Consider the following 3,068-nt stretch of genomic DNA (forward strand, 5'->3'; position numbering starts at 1 on the left):
CGACCGGAGCTGACGGCCCAGCGGAGTTATCGGCCAGCGGAGTCGAGGAGGACTGATGTCCGGGTTGCTCTACCGGATCGGCGCTGCCGCGGCCACCCGGCCGTGGCGGGTCATCGGGATGTGGCTCGCTGCCCTCGTCGTGGCTCTCGGGCTGGCAGCCGGTTCCGGAGGAAAGCCTCACGACGACTACGACGCCCCGATGACCGCGTCGCAACACGGGACCGACCTGCTGCGGGCGAGCTTCCCCACGCTTGCCGGCGCGGACGCCCGCGTCGTCGTGCACGACCCCGACGGCACCACCCTGGACGCCGGCCTGCTCGGCACCGTCCAGGAGCGTCTCGCCGCACTTCCCTCCGCGATGGTGACCGGCCCACCGCAGATGTCGCAGGACGGCGACACCGCGCTGTTCACGATCCACTACCGGCAGCCGGTCGCCGACATGGACGCGGAGGAGGCGCTGGCCGAGATCTTCACGGCCGCGACGCCCGCGACCGACCAGGGCCTGCAGGTGGACGTCGGCGGCCAGGTCTCGGAGAACCTCCAGAAGGTCGACGGGCAGGCCGAGGCGATCGGCGTCGGGCTGGCGCTCCTCATCCTCCTGATCGCCTTCGGGTCCCTCGTCGCCGCCGGGGTGCCGATCGCGGTGGCGCTCATCGGGCTGGGCATCGGCGCCTCGGCCATCACCCTGATCGCGGCGGTCACCAACGTCAGCTCGATCGCGCCGTCCCTGGCATCGATGGTCGGGATCGGCGTCGGCATCGACTACGCGCTGCTCCTCGTCACCCGCCACGTGGAGGGTCTGCGGTCCGGGATGTCGGTACGGGAGGCCGCCGGCCGCGCGAACGCGACCGCCGGGGCGTCGGTCGTCTTCGCCGGCCTCACCGTGATCATCTCGCTGTCCGGGCTCCGGCTCGTCGGCCTCAACACCTATGTGACGACCGCGTTCACCACGGCGGCCGTCGTCATCGCGGTCGTCCTCGTCGCCGTCACGCTGGTCCCCGCGCTGTGCGGCCTCGCGGACCTGCGGGTGCTGCGGCGGCGGGCGCACGCCGAGATGCTCGCCGCCCGCTCCCTGGCCCGATCGGGCGCTGTCACCGCATCGGGCACCGCGGCCGGCGGTGGGCCGGCCGCGCCCCAGCGGGGCCTCACTGCCGCCTGGGCCAGGCGCATCGGGAACCGCCCCGGCCCCTGGGCGCTGGCCGCGCTGACCATCCTGCTGGTCCTCGCGGCGCCCATTCTGACCATGCGCACCTGGCCGCAGGATGCGGGCAGCCAGCCGGTCGACGTGACCCAGCGCCGCGCCTACGACCTGATCACCGCCGAGTACGGGCAGGGCGCGAACGGTCCGCTGCTGCTGGCCGTCGACCTGGCGCAGGTCCCGCCGGAGAGTCTGCCGCAGCTGGGCACGACGGTCGCCGCCGTCCCCGGCGTCGCGGCCGTCGCCCCGCCGGCGATCGCCCCGAGCGGCACCGTGGCGGTGATCGAGGTGGTGCCCACCACTGGCCCGAGCGACGCGGCATCGTCCGATCTGGTCGCCCACCTGCGGGCCGACGTCCTCCCGCCGGGGGTGTACGTCACCGGGACGACCGCGATCTTCGCGGACCTGTCCGACCTGCTGGCGGAACGCCTGTGGTGGGTGGTGGGCTTCGTCGTCGGTGTCTCCATCCTGCTGCTGACCATCGTCTTCCGGTCACCGGTGGTCGCCCTCAAGGCGGCGGCGATGAACCTGCTGTCGATCGCGGCCGCGTACGGCGTGGTGACGGCGGTGTTCCAGTGGGGGTGGGGAACCGACCTGCTCGGGCTGCCCCACAGCGTCCCGATGTCCAGCTGGCTGCCCGTCCTGATGTTCACCGTCCTGTTCGGGCTGAGCATGGACTACGAGGTCTTCCTCCTCTCCCGGATCCGGGAGGACTGGCTCGCCACCCGTGACCCGCAGGGCAGCGTGGTCCGCGGCCTCACCTCCACCGCTCGCGTGATCACCAGTGCCGCGCTGATCATGATCGCCGTGTTCGCGGGCTTCGCCCTCGACCCGGACGTCACCGTGAAGATGGTCGGCGTCGGCATGGCCGTCGCGGTGCTGGTCGACGCGACGGTGATCCGTCTGGTGCTGGTGCCGGCGACGATGGCGCTGCTCGGCCGGGCGAACTGGTGGCTGCCGCGCTGGTTCGACCGCATGCTGCCGCAGGTCGACATCCACGGGGAGCGTTTCGGTCATCGCCCGGCCACCGGCACCGGCGGTGACGGCGACAGGGACCGGGACGACGGCAACGGCCGTGACGGCGGGATCAGCGCGAACGGCGGGGCCGGTGGCAGGGGCGACGGCAACGGCGGCCACGGCGGCGGAGCCGTCAGCCGGGGCGGCACCGGCAGTGGGAAGGACAGCGGGAGGGGCGGCGCGGCCGACCGGGAGCCGCAGGCCGCCGGGGGTGGGTCCGCACCCGGCCGGCCGACCGCTGACGGGGGTGGCGCCGACCGGGGGGGCAGCCCGAAGGCAGGTGGGACAAACCGCCCCAAACATCCTTCGGGTACCGCGATGGCCGGTTCAGGCATCCCCGCACAGGTCTCCACGGACCCGGCCGACCACGCGGCGAAGGGCCGTGAGCTCCAGCGGTGAGTTTTCGTTTCCGCAGGTCAGAGTGGGTGGAGGCGGGTTGTGGTTAGCACCTTTGGTCGCCTGGTTAACCCCGATTCGGGCGGCGGAATGGGTGGTTCTGTCCTGATTAGCTGAGACGCCACGAGGCAGAAACGTCGCCCCAGGCGGCACGGCGGAAGAGGGCTACGCGGCGTGGACGGGACCACCAGGGACGGGTTCACCGTGGACGGGATCGCCATGGACGGGATCGCCGCGGACGGGCGCATCGTGGACGGGATCGCCGCGGCGACGATCTCCATGGATGGGTTTACCATCCGGGAGATCACCGTGGAGCGGATCCTGCCGCACGGAACCCCTGGACGGGACGATGACCCGGTCGAGATCCCGGTCCAGGCCTCCCGCGCCCGGCCGTGGCTGTCCCTTCTACACATCTCCGATCCCACGAGACCAAGGAGGCTCACCTACGCCTCCGTCC

General features: G+C 72.4%; 1 protein-coding gene and 1 pseudogene. Both read left to right on the forward strand.

Annotation, left to right across the window (positions count from 1 at the left end):
- Window positions 1–55: 55 nt before the first annotated feature.
- Window positions 56–2,614, forward strand: a complete 2,559-nt coding sequence (locus AB1460_RS36535; RefSeq protein WP_368967073.1) for an MMPL family transporter — start codon at window positions 56–58, stop codon at window positions 2,612–2,614.
- A gap of 171 nt (window positions 2,615–2,785) precedes the next feature.
- Window positions 2,786–3,068: pseudogene (locus AB1460_RS36540) on the forward strand (hypothetical protein); the annotation flags it as partial.

It is taken from the genome of Parafrankia sp. FMc2 (assembly GCF_041008525.1).
GTDB lineage: Bacteria > Actinomycetota > Actinomycetes > Frankiales > Frankiaceae > Parafrankia.